The sequence below is a fragment of the Paenibacillus phytorum genome (assembly GCF_013141715.1).
Classification (GTDB): Bacteria; Bacillota; Bacilli; order Paenibacillales; family NBRC-103111; genus Paenibacillus_E; species Paenibacillus_E phytorum.
On the sequence record NZ_WHOA01000095.1, the window covers coordinates 73594 to 93984 of the forward strand.

Genomic DNA, 20391 nt, shown 5'->3' on the forward strand with positions numbered 1-20391 from the left:
ATGTTTACACTAAGGAGTGAAAGACATGTCATCTGGATTTAACATGGGGCCTTTTCCTGGTGGAAATGGCGGAGATCTTTTTCTAATTATCTTTACGTCTGTACTCGTTCTTATCATTGGCACTTTTATCATTTTGATTATTAAATCACTTATGGCATGGTCATCCAATAATGCCTCCCCCATCCAAAGCCTGGACTGTAAGGTCGTGGCCAAAAGAATGCATGTCAGCGGTGGTTCTGGAGATTCAAGTGCAAGTACAAGTTATTATGCCACCTTTGAATTTGAAGATCGAAGAAGGCTCGAGTTAAGGGTGGGGAGGGAGCAGTTTGGTTATATCGTAGAGGGGGACCAGGGAACACTAACGTACCAAGGCACAAGGTTCAAGGAATTCTCTCGTCCTCTTTTATAAAATTAATAAGGAGTGCTTCGTATGACACATCAGTTTGTAAGCATCAAAGGCTTAGAATTGGTCGCCAAGGTAAGGGTTTTCTGCATGGAACTGCCTGAAGTAGAAGAAAAAGTGGATGGCTTCGGACATATCACCTTCCGCGTGAAAGATAAACCCTTCGTGATGATGGGCGAGAAGGATGGTCAACCATCTACAGCTATCAAAACGAACCTGACAACACAAGAGTTCCTCCTTCATCAAGAGGGTACACCCTACCACAAAACGCCCTACATTGGACAGCATGGCTGGATTTCAATTCTAGATACAGACAAGGTCCCTTGGAAGGAAATCGAGGACCTGATGATGGAAGGATATGCCCGGACGGCTCCGAAAAAGCTTCTCAGCCAGCTGCAAGCAACTCGGAAATAGCTGCATGTTTCGGTTGGCTTCTTGCCATTAACCCCTGTTTTCGGGGCAAGTTACACAGAGTTGCCTCTCCAAGTAGTCTAGTATCTAAACCTCAGTCAATCATTCGATGATTTTCATCATTAAAGTGATGATATTGAGCAGTCCCCCATACCCCGACTTTAACAATGAAAAGCACGCTTACGACAGGAGATTTCTCATACAAGCCATGTAGATAGTAATATAACGATGTTTTTCATCGTTATATTGATGATACGGAGCAGTATCCCGACTTTAACGATGAAAAACACCCTTATGAGCAGAAGAGTTCACATTAGAGTGCAGAGTAGATAGGAATGTCGTCAGTTGGATCGTGCTGCGGTTGGAAGAAAAGGTTATGGAGATAGCGTGGTAGAGAGTGAAAATCACACTACATGCATTTTGTGCATCTAAATTTACGAGTTGAACGTTTGTTGGAGGAATTTACTGCAAAATGTACAGGTAATTTCTCCTGATTGGGTCCAAAAGGGCAATTTCATAGAAATTTGATGCAGGAAATGCAGCAAATTGAAACACAAAGCCTAACTAAAGCGAAATTAACTGCATGTTATACATCAAATGGTGTTCGAGCAGTCCAAAGAGTGTCGCGTGCTAGAGGAGTCTAGTTGATACCTCACACTCAAGAGGAAGGTTGATTGTGTTGAACACTTCCCGCTAGCAATGGAAATCGGCATCAAACCAGCATAGCCTCACTCGCCCCAGAAGCAGTTCACTCGCGACAATCACGCTCACAAATCGAGTTCCACCCCGAGATTGCAAGTTCACTTAGCGCTCACAAACAAGAAATCAGGATTTAGCCTAAAAACAAAGTATACGGAAGGAATTCAACGAATAACCTAAATTTGTCGGCTAAAATCAGATTTTATCGAATAATCTGAATATTTACAATATTTTAATAATGGGCTATTATAAGAGCAGGCCCACTTGAAGGACAAGCCGCACAGACGGTACGGCACCCTGATAGGAGCCAGGATATTCTCAACTTAGGAAGGGGATAGTCCAATGGACCACGTTAGCGAAACATGCCCACTTTTACTTCAAACGACGGAAGAAAAGGTGCGGGAACGGTTTTTCGTTCATCGGGCATGTGGGAATCCAACACGGTAAATGTGAATAGCGTTTATTCGAGGAAAGGATCCGTTCGTAAGTAATGTCGTAATTTGCAACGTTAGTTGATTGATTGGAGTTGTGTAGGTACAATTGAATACCATTATTGATCCTTAGGGACCTCCGGTTATCATAGATAAGCGGGGGTCTCTATTTGCGTTCACTCCTTACTTTGGCAGCGGTAGTCGAACTGTAAATGTGGTCTTCTCTTCCGGCGCACTGACTACGGAAATAGTTCCCTGATGCATTTCGGTAATTTTCTTCACGATAGACAGGCCAAGTCCATTACCGCCAGACGTTCGATTTCTGGATTTATCTGCTTTATAAAAACGTTCAAAAATATGCGCTCGATCCTCCTCCGAAATGCCCGCCCCATTATTTGATATTCGGATAATCCCTTCTTCCCCGCTGCTTGTGAGATGAACGCCGATCGTTCCGCCATTAGGCGTGAATTTGATAGCGTTATGAATCAGATTGGTCCATACCTGGCTCAGCAGGTCTTCGTCAGCAATTAGTGTAATCTCCTCTAGTTCAACATCCATCTCTATGTCTTTATCCACCCACTGTGGTTCGCAGGCCAGAATATGATTGCGTATTTGCTTATCCAGCCGGTAACTTTTCGGCTCAAATGGGTGGTGCTGCGATTCTAACGAAGATAGCTTCAGTAAGTTATCGCTAAGCTTGGATAGCCGAGTACTCTCAGCTTCAATGATTTCTAGATAATGCTTTCGCTCCTCAGCTGTAATCTGGTCATTCTGTAGAGCGCGGGAGAAGCCGCTAATCGAGGTCAGTGGCGACTGAATTTCGTGGGATACGTTGGAGATGAATTCCTGCCTCATTTTCTCTAACTGCCCTAATTCAACGGCCATGTTGTTGATTGAATCCACCAGCTCCACGAAAGGACCACCATGTGGATTATTATCGACGGACACGTTGAAATCCCCTCTAGACATACTTTGAATCGCCTGAACCATCGTTTTAAAGAAGAGCATTTGCTTACTGCGGAAAAACCTGCCTAGGAAGGCCATGGTTATTCCCCAAAGAAACATGCCGCCGAGCGAATTGATCAATTGGACAACGACCGCTGAAGGGCGCTTGTTGATAGACGCAAATAGCCATTCTGTCCCGTAAAAGGCTGCCAACCAATAAAGAATAATAAGCACAAAAATGCTTACAGCAGACAAAAAGCCGCGTACCCGCTGAGCTTTTGTCATTTTGCTCTTTACTAACCTCTTTCGCTTCTTCATTCTCATGTTCGCAGCACCTCCATCCGATAACCTAACCCACGGATTGTTGCGATCCGAAAAGCGTGCCGCTCCTCAGGAAAGCGCTCGCGAAGCCGATTAATGTGCACATCTACGGTGCGTTCGTTACCTTCGTAATCGAAGCCCCAAATCTGCTCGATCAACTGGTCACGCGAGAAGGTTTTGCCTGGATAGCTCGCCAACTTATAGAGCAGCTCGAATTCTTTGAGCGGTAAGGTGACGCTCTCGGAGCCTACGGTTACTTCGTAGGTTTTGCGGTTCATGCTCAGGTCTCCGACCTGAACCGTTTGGGAAGAAGCAATTTTGTAACGCTTCAGCAGCGCCTTCACTCGCATCGCCAGCTCCACAGGCTCGAACGGCTTGACGAGGTAATCGTCGGTGCCCAGCTCGAAGCCTTTGACCTTCTGCGAGGTTTCGCCTTTGGCGGTGAGCATAAGCAGAGGGATATCGTAATGCTCCCTCAGCTCTTTGCACAGCTCCCACCCGTCCATATTCGGCATCATGATATCCATGATCACCATGTCGACTTGGACGGTTTCGAGTTGTTTTAGCGCATCTGCGCCGTCAGAGGCTTCGATGACATCGAAGCCTTCTTTCAGCATGAAGACGCGGACGAGCTCGCGTATATAAGGATCATCATCTACGATCATAATGGGTGCCATAGTGTAGCCTCACTTTTTAAGTCTTGTATCCTTTTATTAAATCTTTATTTCTTTCTAGCATACAACAGCAAACGGGTTTAGACGAATTCAGATTGCTGCAGCACCGAGTCTTTATTCGGACGTACATCGTTGTCGATGGGCTTTGTCTCTTGCGGCAGCATCCTTGCCTTACCTAAGAAGAATGTGATGATAACTCCGGCAAAAACAATGAGACTCCCTGCCAAGAATATACCGCTCAAACCATGAACAAACACTTGCTGCAGCTCTGCCAAAATGTCGGCAGGCAGCTTCAATCGCGCATTCGCATCCAGCAGCAGCTGTGGATTGGCGAATTGTTTGAGCTGCTCCGCAGGGATCTGGCGGAACTTTTCGCCCATACCGGAAAGGCCTTCTGCCATCCGATTCGTCATCATGACTCCCATGATGCTCACCCCCACCGTTGCCCCGATGGAACGGAAAAATTGTACTAGCGATGTTACAATACCGCGACTAGTCGGCCCAGCTTCACCTTGCACCGCAATGTTTAGCGTTGGCATAATAAGACCCATTCCTAGCCCAGCCACGATCATATAGAGGATGATGAGGAGCTTGGATGTACCTGCATCCATGGTTGACATGAAGGTGAATCCGATACCTATGAGAATCATCCCTGTACCTATTAAGGTGCGATAGGAAACTTTGCTCGACATCCTTCCGCCAATAATGGCTGATGCCACAACGGATAACATAAGAGGCGTCAAGATATAACCAGCAATCGAAGGGCTGACGCCAATGACGCCTTGAACGAATAAAGGAATGTACGTAATTGCACCAAACATGCCTACGCTCATCAAAACGGCAATCATGCTGGTGACGGAAATGACTTTATTTTTGAACAAATGCAGGGGGATCATTGGCTCTTTGGCTTTGGTTTCAATCCAGAGGAATAGCCCCAGAAGAATGGCACTCGCTGAGAAAAGACCGATAATTTGTGGAGAGCCCCACGCATAATGTAGGCTTCCCGATGCCTCCGGATCGCCCCCAAGCACCAGACCGAGCAAACCTGAAACAATAGCTCCACTTAATGTGAGTGCACCCAACCAATCTATGGAGCGTTTCTCATTGGTACGGCTTTCTTTAAGCGTTGAACCGATAATCACCATTGCTGCGATACCAAACGGAAGATTCACATAGAAAATCCAGTTCCAGTTCAAATGTTCCACGATAAAACCGCCGATAGCTGGCCCAATTATACTAGACAAAGCCATGACACCGCCGAACAATCCTTGCATTTTTCCACGTTTCTCTACGGGCATAATATCGCCAATAATCGTCATCGCAATCGGCATTAATGCACCCGCGCCAATACCTTGCAGTCCACGGTAGATGATTAGCTCCGTCATGTTCGTCGCCAGACCGCATAGCGCAGAGCCTATTACGAAAATACCAATCCCTACGAGGTAAATACGTTTCCTACCATATAGGTCCGCCAATTTCCCAAAGATGGGCATACTAGTCGTCGAGGTTAACATGTAGATAGAGAACACCCAGCTATACATCGCAATCCCGCCCAAATCTCGAATAACGGTTGGCATCGCCGTCGAGATGATCGTCTGATCTAGGGCTCCAAGCAGCATCCCGAGCATTAGTCCTACTATAATCCACACTACTTTCTTTGGTTCACTACTCATTGCTATCGCTCCTTTGCCATTTCCTTCGAATGAAATTAGCATAAGGGACATTTATAAACTGAATTTAAACCAAAGAGGGCAATTTAATATGTAAAGGCTTTTATTGGAAAAAATTTTGTGATACATTTTGGGAAAAGGAACTGTTTGGGGGTACATACTATATGGCCAATCATACATATGAAGATTTCAAAACGCTTCCCACCGTCGAAGCAGAAAATGCGTTTCAGAATGAAGTCCTCTCCGAGGGATACTCCGGGTTTCGCCGACTGCTAGATGGCATGACGGAGGCCATCAAAACAGCCGGGGATTCCGACATCGAAGGCATTGAGATGACCATCGCCAAAGCAAGCCGTCTGTTCCCTGAGCCTGTTATCTTCAGCCCCTCGTGGGAATGCATTTGGCCTGAACTTAATGCTACCTTAGCAGCGAAAAAGCATGTCTTATCTTCCATATCTCCAACAGACCGCAAAGGCGAGTGGCAGGTTATTATGGATAACCCTCAAGTCGTACAAGAGGTTGTTTGCTACCCCGGTCTGGAATTTCATGACGCCGCCTATCTGTACGCCTACTTCCGGCCTCAGCTGGAAAAGTCCGAGTATATCCGGCTGCAGAAGATCCAAACGGTCATTCAGGAGGTTGGCAGTTGATCTAACATAAGGAGAGATACCATGATTATCATGATTAATGGAGCTTTCGGAGCAGGAAAGACGACAACCGCAAATGGGCTGCTCCCTTTCATCCCAAACAGCATGATTTTTGACCCGGAAGAGATCGGTTATTTGCTTAGAAAGCTAGTTACTGTAGAGGATCGACTCGTCCATGAGCGAACAGATGATTTTCAAGATATGGAGCTGTGGAAGGTTCTCACGGTCAAGGCTGCTGCGGAGTTGAAATCGACGTACAACAAGCATCTCATTGTGCCGATGACCATTTATAAACGCCAAAATTTCGACTATATCTATGATGGATTCAAAGATGTGGACAAGGATCTCTTTCATTTCTGCCTTAGCGCTTCCGCGGAAACACTGCATAGACGTTTAACCAAACGTGGTGATGAGCCGGGGGGATGGCAATTTCAGCAAGTGGACAAGTGTGTAGCCGCGTTAAAGGACCCTGTTTTTGAGGATCATATTATGACGGATGAATTGGAAACGGAAGATATCCTTCGCATTATTTTAAAGAAAATATCCTAACCGAACTTCAAAATGGGGGTTATCTCAGTGGTCGTTTCATTAATAGCAGCAGCATCAATCAACGGTGTGATAGGTATGGATGAGATTATTCCATGGCACATACCAGGTGAGCAAAAGCGTTTCAAGGAGCTGACTCTCGGAAAATCCATCATTATGGGGAGAAAAACGTATGAGTCCATTGGCAAGCCATTGCCTCAAAGGAAGACCGTTATCATTTCAAGAACTCAGCAAATCACGGAAACGAATTGTATAACGGTAAAATCGCTGAATGAAGCTTATGCGCTACTGAAAGACGAGGAAGAAATTTTCATCGCTGGCGGTGGAGAAATTTATAAAGAAGCGCTGCCCTCTGCCGATAAATTATATCTTACGGTTGTTGAGCAAGAAATCGAAGGTAATATTTATTTCCCTGAATTCGAAAAGGATGCATTCGACCTGACCTATCATCAGAAAATGGATGGCACCATTCCGTATACTTACTACACCTATGAAAGAAAAAAGTGAATCTATTTACCTTTCCGAGGTTTTAACAGGAACCATTCCACAACAATGAGATTGATAAGCAAACCGATCCAGATGTTTATTTCTAAAATATCAGCGACCATTTGCTCACGACCGCCCGCGGGAAGATGGAACCCCATTTTAGCGATATACAGCAAAATACAGATCGGGACAATCAGCCTTGCCGATGTGGCGACGAGTGTAATGGCGTAGCTGCGAATCATCCAGACACGATGCTCGTCAAATTGCCTTTGTACAGCGTAGCGGAAGCCTTTCCAGGTAAATAGCCATAGTAAACTCAGCGCTAGAAATGCCATGGCCTTCGTAAAGCTTTCGATATACAAGGTCATAACGAGTCCCAAGAGACCGCCCAGCATAACGCTGACGACATATACGCGTCCCAAAGCCCGATGCCATGCCGGATAGTTGGTGCGGAAGCGCTTGTGAAATTGAAATAAACCACTAACGAGCGCAACGAACGCGAATCCAATATGCAGAACAAGTACGGTATAGTGTAGGGAAAATGCCGTATTTAGCTTGACTCGGCTGTCGGCCGGATTCAAAGTGACGTAGGGAAATACCGCGGCAATCGCCACCCCTACGATGATGATCATAAAGAAAATTCCTAGCTTTTTACTCATATACAGCCCCCGTTTATATTCATCACTCCTTCTGCTATCTTACCATATATAGGGATCTTTGGTCGTAGACCAAAGTCTCTCCTCTCTAGTCTAAAACCCTGCTAAATGAATCCTTAAATAAATCTTAACTCGTTACATTTATTTCAGTTTAGTCTTCATCCATTCGCACCAGACCAAGTCTGCGTCTATTTTTAGCGTTGCTTTCTGAATCAGCACATAGAGCCCGAATAACGGATCATGGATCTCCAGTTCCTCGAGCGGTTTAACACTATCTTGTTTAATTCGTTCAAAAGATTGTGCAAACTTCTCTTTCTTCTTCTGGTAGTATACCTCACGCTCATGAAGTACTTTCAGCGCTTGTTCCTTGTTTACAAGGCCAATGCAGAATACCTTCAGAGCCAACTCGTCCCTTACGACGGGCTCATCTGTAGGCTGCGCAATCCATTGCTGGAGTGCTTCCCTGCCATTATCCGTTAAGGAATACACCTTTTTATCCGGTTTATCCGACTGAGGAACATGCACAAATTCAACGTACCCCTTCTGTTCTAATTGAGCAAGGAGAGGGTAGATTTGACTATGTTTCGCTTGCCAAAATGGCTGAATATTTTGCGTTAGTTCATAGCCCGTTCGGGAATTTCTGGTTAAAAGGCTTAGTAAGCCATATGAAAGGGTATTCATAGCCACTCCTTTGTTATGTCATTATTGACATATACGTTCATTTGGTAGTATGATAATTTTCATTCAAATTATAGAGAATACTACAGATAAGATCAATGGATAGAGTGGAGGTATTACTTTGAGCAAGGATGAACTACAGCAAGTGCGTTTCTGGCCGATCATGATTGCTATTTTCTTCGGGTCGTTCGTTGCGATCCTGAGTATGAGTACAATTAATATTGCGATACCGATTTTAAGTGATCATTTTCATACTGATTTAAGCAAAATTCAATGGACGATTACAGGCTTCATGCTTGCTAGCGGTACGATCGCCCCAATTACAGGCTATTTGGGTGAGCGGTTCAGCTATAAGCTTCTGTATGCCACGGCACTCGCGGGCTTTACAGTGTTTTCCTTTTTATGCGCGATCGCTTGGGACGCTCCTTCTCTCATTGCCTTCCGCATTGCGCAAGGCGCCTTCAGCGGACTCATCATGCCGGCGACCATGACCATTGTGTACCAAGTGATACCGCGGGATAAACAGCCGATTGCGATTTCCCTTTGGTCCTTGTCTGCCATGATGGCTCCTGCTATTGGGCCTACCTTGGCCGGATGGCTTTTGCAAAATTGGAGCTGGCATTGGTTGTTCCTCATGAACGTACCTGTCGGCGTCATTGCCATTGTTCTCGTATTTAAGTTGATTCCTTACTATCGTCTTTCTGTACCGAAAAAGTTTGATCTACTTGGCTTATTAACAGTCATCGTGAGCAGTCTTTCCTTACTCGTCGCCTTCTCTCAAGGTCATGCATGGGGATGGACGTCAGGTAAAGTCATTGGATTGTTTGCAACAGGTATTCTCGTTCTTCTGCTCTTCATCTGGAGAGAACTGCGCGTAGAAACACCGTTGCTGAATATTCGCGTATTATCTAATTCACGTTATACACTAACACTAATTATTTCTAGTATTGTCACGATTAGTTTGTACTCAGGCACTTTTTTGACTCCTATATTCCTGCAAAATATTCAACACGTGACGCCGCTTGATACAGGCTTAATCCTGCTTCCTGCCTCACTTGTGATGGCATTAAGCATGCCGATTGTGGGTAAACTATATAGTATTGTAGGTCCGCGTATTCTCATTTTCATCGGTATTTCCTTAATTGCTATTGGAACATTAACACTTAGCTGGTTAAGTGTCGATGTATCTCGCGGTTATATCGTGTTCTGGATGATCGTTCGGAACCTCGGGATCGCCTTTGCCACTATGCCATCGAGTAATGCTGGGATGGAGCAAATTCCGAGAACATTGTCCGGTCATGCGACCTCGATCAGCAACTGGGTGCGTAATGTGTTCGGCTCCTTTGCGATTGCCCTATTCACTTCTGTCCTTTCAACTCAAACGGCCACGCATGCCAAAGATTTGGCCAGCAGCGGCTTGAAGGATAAGGTACAAATCGGGATGCAGTCATTCACGATGAGTGTGAATGATGTTTACTTACTAGCCACGTTCATCGTGCTAGCCGCGCTGCCGCTCAGCTTGTTCATTGGCAAACAGACTTCGCCAACAGAGAAGACAACTGCTGCTCCGACTCCAGTCGTTGTTCAACCCAAACCAGCTGAATAAGAAGGCCCGTGGCCGACACAGGCTGCCTAGTAACATATTGAAAAACCTACTGTATGCAACATGCATCAGTAGGTTTTTTTGCGCTATCTATACTCAGCAATCCCTCAGCTAGGCCTCAGAATCATTTCAGGATAAGCCCCTATACTTACACCTATACCAACAAATTTGGAAAAGGTGGGTTTCACATGAAAAGAACACGTCAACTGCATTTATGGATTGGCTTGATTTGCTCGGTTTTTATTTTGATCCAATCGATTACGGGGCTTCTCTTATCCGAGAAGTGGCTGACCGGCTCGGCAGAAACAGAAATGCGGCCTCCTGGGGCCATATCTCAAACCTCCAATTCGATGACTCCATCTGTAGCGAGTGATCAAGGAACAGCTGGAGCTACGCAGGGAAATAGACCTGCATTTAACGGCCCCGGCCCCGGTCAGGATGGAGCTAACAGTCTGACAGGGTTCATCAAGGGACTTCATGAGGGAAAAATCGGGAGTACGAATGTGAAATGGCTTGTCGATTTAGCAGCGCTTAGTATGATCTTCCTCACGATTACGGGCATTATTTTATCGATCAAAACGCTTCGTGCACAAGGAATTCAAAGGAAGAAGCGCCGGGTTTTAGAAGCCTAAAAAAAGCGTTACGGACGTGGGGCTGCCGCCTCAAACGTTCGTAACGCTTTTATTTCATCAAGATTTATCGACGTAGTTATTCATCACTAACATGGCTGCGCCTACAACGATCGATTTGCTCTTCAACTCGGAAGTCAGGATTTTAAACGTGTCACGGAAAGGTTCCCATACCACCTGCCCACACTGTTCTTCGATTAAAGGCACAATCTCACTGTAGTTTTCCACCAAATCACCACACAAAATGACGGCATCGGGATTGTACATGCAGACGATATTGTTAATGGTTATGCCAATGTAAAGCGAAGTTCTGGAAATAATATCTTGGGCCCAGTTCTCTTCGTTTTGTGCAGCTGCAAACAGCTGCTGAATATCGGCGGTCTCCTTGATTCGGTTTGCTTCATGCAAAATAGCCGACTCGTCGATATACGTTTGCAGACATCCTCTTTTGCCACATTCACACATGTTGCCATTCGGATCCAGCGTTGTATGTCCTAACTCCCCTGCACTGTTTGACCCCCCACGAAAAATGTCGCCATCAATGATCAAAGAGGAGCCGACTCCGGTGCCCAACTCAATCAATGCTGTCTTTCTCGATCCTTGCGCGGAGCCTAGTAAATACTCAGCAAGGATTTTCACTTTCAAGTCATTGTCAATGACCGTAAGAATATGCAGCTTGTCCTGGATGAACTGGGCCAAAGGGATATTTCTCCAACCCAACGTTGACGAATATTGGACGATTCCCCGTTCATGGTCGATCACACCGGGCACGCCGATGCCGATGCCAATGATTTTAGACTTGTCGAGATTTTTATTAGCAATAATCAAGTTAATCGTTTCGGAGATGACGGCGGCCGTAGCTTCATGGGTTGTTTGCAGAGCGACATGCTCAACTCGTTCCTCATGGAGAAGTTCGCCGCTGAACTCCATAACTCCGAACTTAATCGCCTTTTTACCGATGTCCACTCCAATGGTATAAACCGCCTGAGGATCGATATCTAACATAATCGCCTTACGTCCAACACCTACTGAGGTTAACGCGGTTTCCCTCACCAATCCTTGTTCACATAACTCACCTACGATACGCCCAACGGATGTAGGACTCAATTTGGTGATTTTGGTGATTTCCGCACGGGAGATGGGCCGACTCTTTTTAATGATTTCCAAAATCATCTGCTTATTGTGCAGTCTGATAACATCTTGGTCATGCTTCTCAATTTTTTTCATTTACTTGGATACCTCTTCTTTATTCCACCCATGTTAATAAATCTAATGTTAACCATCCTATACACCGCAGTCAACCATTAGCAACATGATCCCTACCTATATTTTTAATATCTTTAATTTTTTCCGTATCGATCTCATTTAGCGGATTATTATCCACTCGTACCCCTCTGCCGAAATGAATCTCTTTAACACCAGTTGATTGAAGGAAGGAGGGGATTGCACTTACCGTCAATCCACTTCCAGCTAAGATTTGCAGGTGAGAATGTTCCGTTTGTTTAACAAGCCGGCTTATTTCTTCTTGCGCATCAAACACGTTTGGCTTTCCCCCAGATGTGAGCACCCGATTAATTTGGCTATAAGATAAAAGTTCCTCTAGAGCCTTCTCCAGATTACTTACTTCGTCAAATGCACGATGAAAAGTCACAGATAATCCTTCTGCCTCAAATAATAATCGTCGCAGCGTCTCGTGATCAATCCTACGGTCTGAGGTAAGCGCCCCAAGTACAATGCCATGAGCGCCAATCTGTTTCACAGTCTGTATATCTTTCACCATAACGCCCAGATCTCTCTGGTCATAGCAAAAAGATTGGCTATGCGGGCGAATCATCACTTGAACAGGGATATTCGTGCTATGCACAACCTCATCAATTAAGCCGTAACTAGGCGTTAGCCCACCCTCTAGAATCCCTGTTATGAGTTCGATACGATCCGCGCCGCTCTGCTCGGCCAATAAAGCATCCCTCACTGTAGTTGCAATCACTTCCAACAGCATAATTCTCCTCCTAATATAGGGATCTTTGAGCGTAGCTCAAAGTCTCTCCGCTCACCAAGTGAAGTCGTTATCCTTTGACTGCGCCCTCTGTAAGCCCTGATACAATGTATTTTTGGGCAAAAGCGAACATAATCACAACCGGAATCAAGGATAAAATACCCGCTGCGCTCATTTGACCCCAGTTAATATCAAATTTTTGCACAAAACTGCTTAGTCCTACAGGGACTGTTTTGGTGCTTTCGCTATTCGTAAACATAACCCCGAAAAATAAATCATTCCACGCTCCTGTAAATGCGAATACAAGGGTAGCAACAATTCCCGGCCGCATTATGGGCAGAATAATCTTGGTCATCGTTTGAAATTTATTACACCCGTCAATAAGAGCCGCTTCCTCAAGAGAGACGGGAATTCTTTGAAAGAAACTGGACATCGTCAGTAAGCAAAAAGGAATGTTCATGGCCGTATAAGTAATAATCAACGAAGGCAGTTTATTTAACAAGTGTATTTGGCTGAATGTAATGAAGAGCGGAACTAGAATGACCATCACAGGAATCATCTGAGTAGCTAAAAAGGATATTAGAAATAACTTTTTGCCTCGAAATGAATATCTGGCCATACTATAGCCACCAAGAATGGATACAAACAACACCAGGATTGAACTACTTATACTTACAATAAAGCTGTTCATAAAATATTGCGGAAAGTTAGAATTCTGGAATGTGTCTATATAGTTCGAAAACGTTAAATTTTGGGGCCAAAGCGTTAGCTTCCCACTATAAATTTCCTGTCTATCCTTTAGAGAAGTGACTAACATCCAATAAAAAGGAAACAAAGCACCGATTAAGAACAATGTTAACGCAATGACTCGTGAAACTGTCGGGGTTACATTCCGAACATAGGAGACCATTAGAAATCACCTGCATCATCATATTTAGTCGATTTCAAGAAAATTAACGTATAAAGAATAAGAATCACTAGCATCATAATTCCCAAAGCGGAGGCTTGCCCGTAGTCCGTCGTATAAAAGATTTTATTAAATATATAGGAAGGCAAGTTATGAGAAGTATTCGCTGGACCCCCATTGGTCATGATGTAGATCAAATCGGCTGAATTGAATACCCAAATCACTCGGAGCAGCAAGGTAATAATAATCGTCGGTTTGATATAAGGAATCGTAACCTTAAACAGCTTGGTCATTCGGCCTGCCCCATCAATATCAGCAGATTCATAGATGTCTTTAGGTACGTTTTGTAGAGCAGCAAGAATCATAATCCCGAAAAAAGGCACTCCATACCAAACCATAGCAGCGATGACTGGGAAAATAGAGACATGTGGAATAGCCAAAAAGGGGATGCCTTTTTCCAGAATTCCGAGTTTCACCAATAAGTAATTAATAAGCCCATTCTGTTCATTAAACAACCATTTAAAAATCATCCCGATTAAAAAAGCAGACACGGCCCAAGGCAGAAAAACAATAGATTGGTAGATGTTTTTTCCTTTAAACTGCTTATTTAGCGCTAGTGCTAAAATAAATCCAAGAACGAATTGCAAGCCTACCGTTAAGATGACCCAAAGTACAGAATTACCTAATATTTGAGGGAGATTCTTATCTGCCAGCAAAGATCTGAAATTTTCAAAACCTGAAAAGTGGATATTACCCGGTTCAAATAAGACATAATGCATAAAAGCAAGCTTAAGTCCTGATAGTAAAGGATAAGCAAAAAAAGCTAGAATAATTAGAACAGCAGGAGTAATTAATAAATAGGGCTCGAATGATTTCCATCGAATTGCTTTTAGCATGCTTTCTCTCCCCGCCTTTTCAATACTTCAGAATAGATAACCGGGGATTCATTCGTGTCCCCGGTTATCTGCCTTCTTTTTTTATGGATTTTCCTTCATATAAGCTTGTTGTTCTTTGGTTAGAAAATCTGCAAGATGTTTAACAGTATCCTCGAGCGATTGCGCTTTTGTCAAATATTTTTGCGTCTCTTCCACTGCGAACGTTCCCGTGAATTGACCAAGCTTCGTTAAATGGCTCGGAGGGCCTGCAAACACAATGTTGGAATCCGCCATGGAACCCGCATACCCAGCAATAGGACCTTTGCTGAAGAACGGATCTTTCAGGTTGTCTTTGTAAATAGGAATCGTAGAGTTTTTAATGCTGTACGCTAGGTTATTCTCAGGAGAGCTTAAGAATTCGATTAGCTTCCAGGAAGCCTCTTTATTTTGTGATTTGGAAGACATAGCGTAAGCGGCTGTGTAACCCCAGAAAATGTAACGTTTTCCGTCATCGGCTTTAGGCATTGGAACAACATTCCAGGTGCCTTCTTTCATATTTTTCTGAGCTGAAATAATAACTTCAGGTGTTTGATTTAAAATAGCCGTTTGACCGTTTAAGAATCCTTGAACCATTTCGTTGAAGCCCCAATTGACAGACTCTTTAGGAGCATTTCCGTTTAAGTAAACATCATAAAATTTCTTAAAGGCCGCAGCGCCTTCAGGTTTATACAAAATCGATTTGCCATCCTTATCAAACCAACTGTCGGAGTGGACCGCCGCCATTACATATTCCATTGCTCGAATAACGCCGTTAGCCCCTCCCCTAAAGGAAATACCGTACCTGTTTTTCGCAGAGTCTGTAAATTTTTGCGCTAGATTAAAGTAATCATCCCATGTCGCGATGGTTTCGGGCATATTCAGTTCTTTAAACCAATCGCTTCTGATAAACAAGCCCTGCAGCAAGAATCCATCTGGAATCGCATAGACATTACCTTTGTATTTATTTCTCGCTTGTTTGGTTGCTTCCGTCAAATTATTTAATTGATCCCATTTGTCATAAAAGGGCTGCAGGTTCTCGATATATCCAGCTGAAGCCATGGCTACTAAGGAAGTATCATCAATACTCAATACGTCGGGAAGAATGCCAGCTGCACCCATGGTCATCCATTTCTTATTCGCATCATCCCAAGGGACAGACGTATATTCAACTTCGATATTCGGGTTTTTCTCTTGGAATTTCTTCAAAAGCCCCTGCATAAGCGCTGTTCTTTCCGGGCTTGGAAGCGGATCGAGATACGAGATTTTTGCTTTCTTGCCTGTGGCTTCTTTGGCTCCTGCAGCTCCAGTGGCTTTTGCCGCTTCATTCTGTCCGCCATTTGTAGAGCAGCCTGCTAAGGCAAAAGTAAGTACAAGACTGGTGCATAAGGCTAGAATCGTAGCTTTTTTCTTCATTTTATAACCCCTCCTGTAATATGATCTATGTTATAAAATCTTGCTGAAGATAGTTTCCTCAACATAATTTAGTAACTAAGCCTGGGTTTCTATATGGATTCTAAGGTAAACACTGCTTTGTTCGTTCCGATAATTTTCTTATTATCGTTCGTAATGTCAGTTGGCGTGAGTTGATACATACGATCAATCGTCTCTTGGTTGCTATAACCAATCTGCTCAAGGATGGATGCCGTAATGATAGGCCACTCGTCCTCAGAACCATCCATTACTTTAAGCGCGAAACCTAGCTTTTCTTTTTTCAATCCAAAGCAGTACACGCCTTTAGCTCCGCCCTTAGCAACAATATTGGGATCCATAAGTAGGCTTGAGCAAATTCGATCTGAACCGGCAATCATCTCATAATGCTCGTTCATAAGAGCGGTTATTCGAATCACAGCGGATCGAATTTCAAGATCTTCAATCACCTCTGGACAGGCTAGCTTCAGGAAGGCAGTCGCTAAATGCTTAAGAGGAATAGCGAACACCGGAAAACCGCAACCGTCTGTACCTATATGGATGTGTTCTCTTGGACACTCAGATAAGTAAGCGAGCGTGTCTACGATCTCGATTTGAGCCGGATGATCAGGTTCAAAGTAGCCTTCGGTCGGATATCCCATTGTTTTGCACAAAGCAAGAATGCCAAGATGCTTTCCAGAACAATTATGATAAATTGAACGTTTAGGCTTCTGCGCTCTAAGCATGGCTTCTGAAGCAGGCACACTTAAGGGGTACGTGGGGTGACATACAAGTGCTTCCTCTCCCACTCCAATCTTGGTAAGCATGGATTCCAAAGCTTCAACATGGAAGGTCTCCGCACGATGGGACCCGATCATAATAGCCGTTTCTTTATCCGAAAGCCCAAACTTTCTATCCGCGCCATGCTTAATGACAGGAATAGCTTGAAATGGTTTTCCGGATGACCTTAAATAGGTTAATGATTCTACATCTCCTACTGCGTACTTAACAGCACCCGAGATGGAGACTCCGCAAATATGCCCGCTATGCACGCATTCCAACGCACCTCCACGATACTCTTCAACTAATGTTTTATCCATTTCGTTTCCCCTCTTTTGCGTTTAATTTCATGGTCTAATGTTGTTATGAGGCCAATTATTCCACAGATGTTATTAACTGTCGAAATATAACAATGAAATGATAATATTTCCAGATAAAATTGACTGATAACACGGTATTTATCTTTTATTTATTCCAGTGATGTTAATAATTAAATATTAACAACTCGCCTATCTGTTGTCAAACATTTTTTGTATTTTTGTTAAGTAAACTAACAGGTAGCGCTTTCGTAGTGAAGTTTCACAGAATAAGAGACAAATTCAAAATCAGTTGATGTTAACTAAGTTGACTCTATCGATGATTCCTGCGGTTGGAATCCATAGTCTGTACGTACTATTGTGAAATTGATTTAAATCAACTAGGATTCTTGCTATATTAGAAGTAGAAATCCGGTGTAACCTTTTACCACCGTTTCAATTTTACTTCGAAGAGGATGAGAACATGCGGTGGATTCCCTTTATTGCATCTCTACCTATCATTTTCCTGCTAGGGGCTGACTCCCCTTCAGAAACACGCAATCCAGATATAGAATTACTGCAATTCCGTTCACAAATTACTTCAAACATGGAGCCTATTAACGCCTCTCTTCAGGGTGCAGACCAATTTGAGGTCGCTTGGAGATTGCAGGACTCTTCTCCTCAAAAGCTATTCATCGCTAATGACAGCACGGCCTATTACCAGTCCGATGGTCAGTGGAAATCTGTCATTCCAAGCGGAGAACGGCTGTCGGTTAAGCAAAGCGCCAAGCTCCCTGATGCCGTGAAACCACAGATTTCGCTGAATTTGAAAGTAACCGAGCGCAGCTTGACCCTGATCGAAGATCAAAAAGTACTATGGACCTACTCACTTCCTGAGACCAATCAGATTCGTCCAAGCTCTCTCCAATATGATGCTGTCGAGCATATATACTTTCAGGATAACAACGGCAGTTGGTATTCGCTTGACCGCAACGGGAAAGAGCGCTACAAGCTGCTTCTGCAGGCTCAGGACACCCAGCTTACATGCAAGGCGGCACCTTCAGGAGACGCTTTTTGTACATCACCAAGCCTCGGTATTCTTGCCGTTCGCGAAAAAATAAACGCCCCTCGCCTCATCATAGATGGCAAGGAGCGCTTTTTCCCACAACGTCCAGAGATTATTAACAATCGCACATTCGTTCCACTTCGTTCGATCTTCGAGGCTATGAATGCAAAGGTTGTCTGGAATCAGGAGACTCTAACTGTAACAGCAATAAAAGGAAATCGAACAATCAGCCTGACTCTGGATAGCGAGAAGGCTCTGTTAAACGGCAAGAAGATTCAACTGGATGCTCCTCCGGTCCTCTATCAGGGAAGCATGTACGTACCGCTGCGCTTCGTTGGAGAGGCGCTTGGCGCGACCGTGATATGGGAGGATGCGACTCGAACCATTCAGATTATTAGGTAACTACACATCCGTGGCAGAAGCCCTATAAAGTTATTGTGCATAGTCTCCTGTACGCAACTCTCCTATGGATTCGTCTGTATGACGAATACTCAATAGGTAGGGCTGTTCACTTATTTTACGTCTGGACAAAAAGAGAAGAACTGCCCCCACAGTGAGAGAGCCTGGCAGTTAAACCGGGTAGAGCTTTGCACCAGTCACAATACCCACCGAAATTCCCAGAACATGTATACGATTTCTAGCGGATCTTTCACTGCAGTTCGGAACCGTACGAAACGCTGCCAGTATCTGCATTGTAACGTCATTCTCTGTCTGATACTATTTCAAAGATAGATCATGAAGGAGGTATATCTCATGAATTTCCGTCTTCATCGTGTGCTTATTGCTTTTAGCCTTGTTCTGGGGATATTGTGCGTATTCGGCTACCGAAAACTTATGGCAACGGAAGTTATACACCGAGTATCTTACTTTCCTTCGGAAACGGATCAAGTTCTGAATAATCCCTTTATGGGGCTTGTTATAGATGCAAGAGATAATGAAGCCAAGCAGCCCTTTCGGCTAGCTTATGCAAATTTGACATGGGCTGATCTGGAACCGGAAAAAGGGAGGTATGCATTTGATGCGATTGAAAAAAAATTTCAATTTGCACTATGGAAGGAAAAGGGTGTATCCCTTATTCTCAGAGTGGTTCTCGATTACCCAAGTCATACACCGCATAAAGATATTCCGGACTGGTTATTTAAAGAAATCGGCGAAAAGGGGGTTCAGTACGATTCTGGCTATGGGAAGGGATTTAGCCCCGACTATAATAATCTTGCTCTGATCGAAAACCACGAACGTCTGATCCAAGCTTTAGGAAACCGCTATAACAACGATTCGCAAATTGCTTTTATCGAGCTGGGCAGCGTTGGACACTGGGGCGAGTGGCATACCAATAACGAAGGAAACACACCAATCGAATTTCCCAAAGAGGATGTTTCCGATCAATACGTCCAGCATTATTTGCATTATTTCGACCAAAAACGACTGATGATGAGAAGGCCTCATGAAATCGCATTGAAGCATGGGCTCGGGTTGTTTAATGATGCTTTTGGCTCACACAAGTCAACGATTGACGGGTTTCTGCAATGGTACACCTACGGATATAAGTCTTGGCTTACTCAAAATAATCAGCCAGCCATGCCGGATTTCTGGAAATTGGCGCCCGGCGGCGGAGAGTTTGCGTCTGGTGGAAATTACTTCAATGACGCTCGTATTGAGGAAACCCTGTTACAGTCGAAGCTGACGCATGTAAGCTGGCTCGGCCCCAGCGCTCCTTCTCAAGAGCCATTCGGCGGCAGCCTTCAGCCGAATATTGACCGATTTGTGAAAACCATTGGTTATCGGTTTGTCATTGCAAAGGAATCTCACGAAAGGGATATTCATACGGGAAACTCGCTGCATGTCAAACTTAACATGATCAACAGAGGAGTAGCCCCCTTTTACTTTGCTTGGCCCTTGGAGCTTTCCCTAACTGATGAACAGGGAGTCATCGTCTCCCAAATGCGGTCAACCATAGATATTCGCGAATGGCTTCCAGGAGAAAGGGATGTAACGGGCACATTGCCAATTCCTAAGAACCTTGCGCCTGGAAACTATAAGGTAAACGCTGCGATCCTCAACCCGCAAACTGGCAAACCAGAAGTAGACTTCGCTAACGACGGCAGGAGAAGTGATGGTCGTTATTCGCTTGGAAGTGTTAGGGTGCTTGATTAAATGTATTCATTGAAAATATTCGGCAAACTGTACGGGATCCTATATGCAAAAAATTTCATAAATGCGCAAAAA

General features: G+C 44.2%; 20 protein-coding genes. 9 read left to right on the forward strand and 11 right to left on the reverse strand.

Translation table 11 applies throughout. The annotated features are described in order from the left end of the window. Positions 1 to 25 precede the first annotated feature (25 nt). Positions 26 to 409 carry a DUF2500 domain-containing protein gene (locus GC098_RS14600; protein WP_171643868.1) on the forward strand — a complete coding sequence of 128 codons (384 nt, stop codon included), beginning with the start codon at positions 26 to 28 and terminating at the stop codon, positions 407 to 409. Between the two features lie 21 nt (positions 410 to 430). Further along, complete coding sequence (locus GC098_RS14605) at positions 431 to 817, forward strand: MmcQ/YjbR family DNA-binding protein (RefSeq protein ID WP_171643869.1); 387 nt, start codon at positions 431 to 433, stop codon at positions 815 to 817. A 1310-nt stretch (positions 818 to 2127) separates the two neighbouring features. Here the strand turns inward: GC098_RS14605 and GC098_RS14610 are convergent. From GC098_RS14610 to GC098_RS14620, 3 genes are all read right to left on the reverse strand, one after another. Beyond that, positions 2128 to 3213, reverse strand: coding sequence for a HAMP domain-containing sensor histidine kinase (locus tag GC098_RS14610; protein WP_312880126.1), 1086 nt, complete (start codon positions 3211 to 3213; stop codon positions 2128 to 2130). Further along, positions 3210 to 3887, reverse strand: a complete 678-nt coding sequence (locus tag GC098_RS14615; RefSeq protein WP_171643870.1) for a response regulator transcription factor — start codon at positions 3885 to 3887, stop codon at positions 3210 to 3212. Before GC098_RS14615 ends, GC098_RS14610 begins: the two co-directional genes overlap by 4 nt. 77 nt (positions 3888 to 3964) lie before the next feature. Continuing rightward, positions 3965 to 5557, reverse strand: coding sequence for an MDR family MFS transporter (locus tag GC098_RS14620; protein WP_171643871.1), 1593 nt, complete (start codon positions 5555 to 5557; stop codon positions 3965 to 3967). A gap of 161 nt (positions 5558 to 5718) precedes the next feature. On the opposite strand from GC098_RS14620, the gene GC098_RS14625 reads away from it, so the two are divergent. From GC098_RS14625 to GC098_RS14635, 3 genes are read left to right on the forward strand one after another with little or no spacing between them, the layout of a single operon-like run. Further along, positions 5719 to 6204: a hypothetical protein gene (locus tag GC098_RS14625; RefSeq protein WP_171643872.1), complete on the forward strand. Its 486-nt coding sequence runs from the start codon at positions 5719 to 5721 to the stop codon at positions 6202 to 6204. Between the two features lie 21 nt (positions 6205 to 6225). Further along, positions 6226 to 6750: an AAA family ATPase gene (locus tag GC098_RS14630; protein ID WP_171643873.1), complete on the forward strand. Its 525-nt coding sequence runs from the start codon at positions 6226 to 6228 to the stop codon at positions 6748 to 6750. A gap of 27 nt (positions 6751 to 6777) precedes the next feature. Then, a complete protein-coding gene (locus GC098_RS14635; protein ID WP_312880127.1) occupies positions 6778 to 7254 on the forward strand; it encodes a dihydrofolate reductase in 477 nt (158 codons plus the stop codon). Between the two features lie 2 nt (positions 7255 to 7256). Here GC098_RS14635 and GC098_RS14640 read toward each other — a convergent pair whose 3' ends face one another. After that, positions 7257 to 7892 carry a DUF2306 domain-containing protein gene (locus GC098_RS14640; RefSeq protein WP_171643875.1) on the reverse strand — a complete coding sequence of 212 codons (636 nt, stop codon included), beginning with the start codon at positions 7890 to 7892 and terminating at the stop codon, positions 7257 to 7259. A gap of 138 nt (positions 7893 to 8030) precedes the next feature. After that, on the reverse strand, positions 8031 to 8570 hold the full coding sequence (locus GC098_RS14645; RefSeq protein WP_171643876.1) for a PadR family transcriptional regulator: 540 nt from the start codon (positions 8568 to 8570) through the stop codon (positions 8031 to 8033). A 118-nt stretch (positions 8571 to 8688) separates the two neighbouring features. Here GC098_RS14645 and GC098_RS14650 point away from each other — a divergent pair, with 118 nt between their 5' ends. Further along, positions 8689 to 10173 carry a DHA2 family efflux MFS transporter permease subunit gene (locus tag GC098_RS14650; RefSeq protein ID WP_246358614.1) on the forward strand — a complete coding sequence of 495 codons (1485 nt, stop codon included), beginning with the start codon at positions 8689 to 8691 and terminating at the stop codon, positions 10171 to 10173. 185 nt (positions 10174 to 10358) lie between these two features. After that, on the forward strand, positions 10359 to 10802 hold the full coding sequence (locus GC098_RS14655; RefSeq protein ID WP_171643877.1) for a PepSY-associated TM helix domain-containing protein: 444 nt from the start codon (positions 10359 to 10361) through the stop codon (positions 10800 to 10802). A gap of 57 nt (positions 10803 to 10859) precedes the next feature. Here GC098_RS14655 and GC098_RS14660 read toward each other — a convergent pair whose 3' ends face one another. The 6 genes from GC098_RS14660 to GC098_RS14685 all read right to left on the reverse strand — a co-directional run bounded on the left by GC098_RS14660 (position 10860) and on the right by GC098_RS14685 (position 17123). Beyond that, a complete protein-coding gene (locus GC098_RS14660) occupies positions 10860 to 12026 on the reverse strand; it encodes an ROK family transcriptional regulator (protein ID WP_171643878.1) in 1167 nt (388 codons plus the stop codon). A 70-nt stretch (positions 12027 to 12096) separates the two neighbouring features. After that, entirely contained in the window at positions 12097 to 12798 is a 702-nt protein-coding gene (locus GC098_RS14665; protein WP_171643879.1) for a copper homeostasis protein CutC, read from the reverse strand. Between the two features lie 67 nt (positions 12799 to 12865). After that, positions 12866 to 13705 carry a carbohydrate ABC transporter permease gene (locus tag GC098_RS14670; protein ID WP_171643880.1) on the reverse strand — a complete coding sequence of 280 codons (840 nt, stop codon included), beginning with the start codon at positions 13703 to 13705 and terminating at the stop codon, positions 12866 to 12868. Next, positions 13705 to 14598, reverse strand: coding sequence for a carbohydrate ABC transporter permease (locus tag GC098_RS14675; RefSeq protein ID WP_171643881.1), 894 nt, complete (start codon positions 14596 to 14598; stop codon positions 13705 to 13707). Before GC098_RS14675 ends, GC098_RS14670 begins: the two co-directional genes overlap by 1 nt. An 81-nt stretch (positions 14599 to 14679) precedes the next feature. Continuing rightward, complete coding sequence (locus GC098_RS14680) at positions 14680 to 16029, reverse strand: ABC transporter substrate-binding protein (RefSeq protein WP_171643882.1); 1350 nt, start codon at positions 16027 to 16029, stop codon at positions 14680 to 14682. An 89-nt stretch (positions 16030 to 16118) separates the two neighbouring features. Then, positions 16119 to 17123: an asparaginase gene (locus GC098_RS14685; protein WP_171643883.1), complete on the reverse strand. Its 1005-nt coding sequence runs from the start codon at positions 17121 to 17123 to the stop codon at positions 16119 to 16121. Between the two features lie 460 nt (positions 17124 to 17583). Here GC098_RS14685 and GC098_RS14690 point away from each other — a divergent pair, with 460 nt between their 5' ends. Both GC098_RS14690 and GC098_RS14695 read left to right on the forward strand, forming a co-directional pair. Then, the gene (locus tag GC098_RS14690; protein WP_171643884.1) at positions 17584 to 18567 is read left to right on the forward strand and encodes a copper amine oxidase N-terminal domain-containing protein; all 984 of its coding nucleotides are present in this window, start codon (positions 17584 to 17586) and stop codon (positions 18565 to 18567) included. Positions 18568 to 18918: 351 nt separating this feature from the next. Further along, positions 18919 to 20319 carry a DUF4832 domain-containing protein gene (locus tag GC098_RS14695; RefSeq protein ID WP_171643885.1) on the forward strand — a complete coding sequence of 467 codons (1401 nt, stop codon included), beginning with the start codon at positions 18919 to 18921 and terminating at the stop codon, positions 20317 to 20319. Positions 20320 to 20391 lie beyond the last annotated feature (72 nt).

What these genes read in the sequence shown, in the direction of transcription:
- GC098_RS14630 (WP_171643873.1), top strand. Translation starts at nt 6,226, where the DNA reads ATGATTATCATGATTAATGGAGCTTTCGGAGCAGGAAAGACGACAACC.
- GC098_RS14665 (WP_171643879.1), bottom strand. Translation starts at nt 12,798, where the DNA reads ATGCTGTTGGAAGTGATTGCAACTACAGTGAGGGATGCTTTATTGGCC.
- GC098_RS14615 (WP_171643870.1), bottom strand. Translation starts at nt 3,887, where the DNA reads ATGGCACCCATTATGATCGTAGATGATGATCCTTATATACGCGAGCTC.
- GC098_RS14645 (WP_171643876.1), bottom strand. Translation starts at nt 8,570, where the DNA reads ATGAATACCCTTTCATATGGCTTACTAAGCCTTTTAACCAGAAATTCC.
- GC098_RS14680 (WP_171643882.1), bottom strand. Translation starts at nt 16,029, where the DNA reads ATGAAGAAAAAAGCTACGATTCTAGCCTTATGCACCAGTCTTGTACTT.
- GC098_RS14610 (WP_312880126.1), bottom strand. Translation starts at nt 3,213, where the DNA reads ATGAGAATGAAGAAGCGAAAGAGGTTAGTAAAGAGCAAAATGACAAAA.
- GC098_RS14605 (WP_171643869.1), top strand. Translation starts at nt 431, where the DNA reads ATGACACATCAGTTTGTAAGCATCAAAGGCTTAGAATTGGTCGCCAAG.
- GC098_RS14640 (WP_171643875.1), bottom strand. Translation starts at nt 7,892, where the DNA reads ATGAGTAAAAAGCTAGGAATTTTCTTTATGATCATCATCGTAGGGGTG.
- GC098_RS14625 (WP_171643872.1), top strand. Translation starts at nt 5,719, where the DNA reads ATGGCCAATCATACATATGAAGATTTCAAAACGCTTCCCACCGTCGAA.
- GC098_RS14600 (WP_171643868.1), top strand. Translation starts at nt 26, where the DNA reads ATGTCATCTGGATTTAACATGGGGCCTTTTCCTGGTGGAAATGGCGGA.
- GC098_RS14685 (WP_171643883.1), bottom strand. Translation starts at nt 17,123, where the DNA reads ATGGATAAAACATTAGTTGAAGAGTATCGTGGAGGTGCGTTGGAATGC.
- GC098_RS14620 (WP_171643871.1), bottom strand. Translation starts at nt 5,557, where the DNA reads ATGAGTAGTGAACCAAAGAAAGTAGTGTGGATTATAGTAGGACTAATG.
- GC098_RS14670 (WP_171643880.1), bottom strand. Translation starts at nt 13,705, where the DNA reads ATGGTCTCCTATGTTCGGAATGTAACCCCGACAGTTTCACGAGTCATT.
- GC098_RS14655 (WP_171643877.1), top strand. Translation starts at nt 10,359, where the DNA reads ATGAAAAGAACACGTCAACTGCATTTATGGATTGGCTTGATTTGCTCG.
- GC098_RS14690 (WP_171643884.1), top strand. Translation starts at nt 17,584, where the DNA reads ATGCGGTGGATTCCCTTTATTGCATCTCTACCTATCATTTTCCTGCTA.
- GC098_RS14660 (WP_171643878.1), bottom strand. Translation starts at nt 12,026, where the DNA reads ATGAAAAAAATTGAGAAGCATGACCAAGATGTTATCAGACTGCACAAT.
- GC098_RS14695 (WP_171643885.1), top strand. Translation starts at nt 18,919, where the DNA reads ATGAATTTCCGTCTTCATCGTGTGCTTATTGCTTTTAGCCTTGTTCTG.
- GC098_RS14675 (WP_171643881.1), bottom strand. Translation starts at nt 14,598, where the DNA reads ATGCTAAAAGCAATTCGATGGAAATCATTCGAGCCCTATTTATTAATT.